The organism is Pseudomonas sp. YuFO8, assembly GCF_035065025.1.
Lineage (GTDB): Bacteria > Pseudomonadota > Gammaproteobacteria > Pseudomonadales > Pseudomonadaceae > Aquipseudomonas > Aquipseudomonas putida_AE.
The window spans coordinates 1-457 of the sequence record NZ_JAXDEQ010000128.1; the positions used below are offsets into that span (position 1 = coordinate 1).

Annotated in this window: 1 protein-coding gene; it reads left to right on the forward strand. The window is 60.8% G+C overall.

The window, feature by feature from the left end:
* Positions 1-31: 31 nt before the first annotated feature.
* Positions 32-457, forward strand: a 426-nt coding sequence (locus SOP95_RS31615) for an LTXXQ domain protein (RefSeq protein WP_323609531.1), incomplete at its 3' end; no start/stop codon positions are given.

A 457-nucleotide genomic window follows, 5' to 3' on the forward strand; every position in this document is an offset into this window, starting at 1 on the left:
GACTCACCGGAATAGAGACAGGAGAATCACCATGCGCAAGACCCTTATCGCTTTGATGTTCGCCGCTGCCCTGCCCACCGTTGCCATGGCGGCAATGCCTGAAGGCCCAGGCCCGATGGGCGGCCCGGAAGGCCACATGATGGGTGGCCCGGGCCACGGCGGTGAACACGGTCCGCGTGGCAAAGGCGGCCCTTTCAGCCAACTGGACCTGAGCAAGGAACAGCGCCAGCAGATCGGCAAGTTGATGGGCGACCAATGGCACGCTCGCAAAGAACTGACCAAGAAGTACTTGGACAAACTGCCAGCCGCTGACCAGAAAGCCATGCAGGAGGAAATCGCCGCCGGCAAGCAGAAAACCCAGGCGGACATCCGTGCGGTCCTCAAGCCTGACCAGCAGAAGAAGTTCGACGAGATCGTGAAGCAGCAGGAACAGCGTCGCGCCGAATGGAAGGAATTC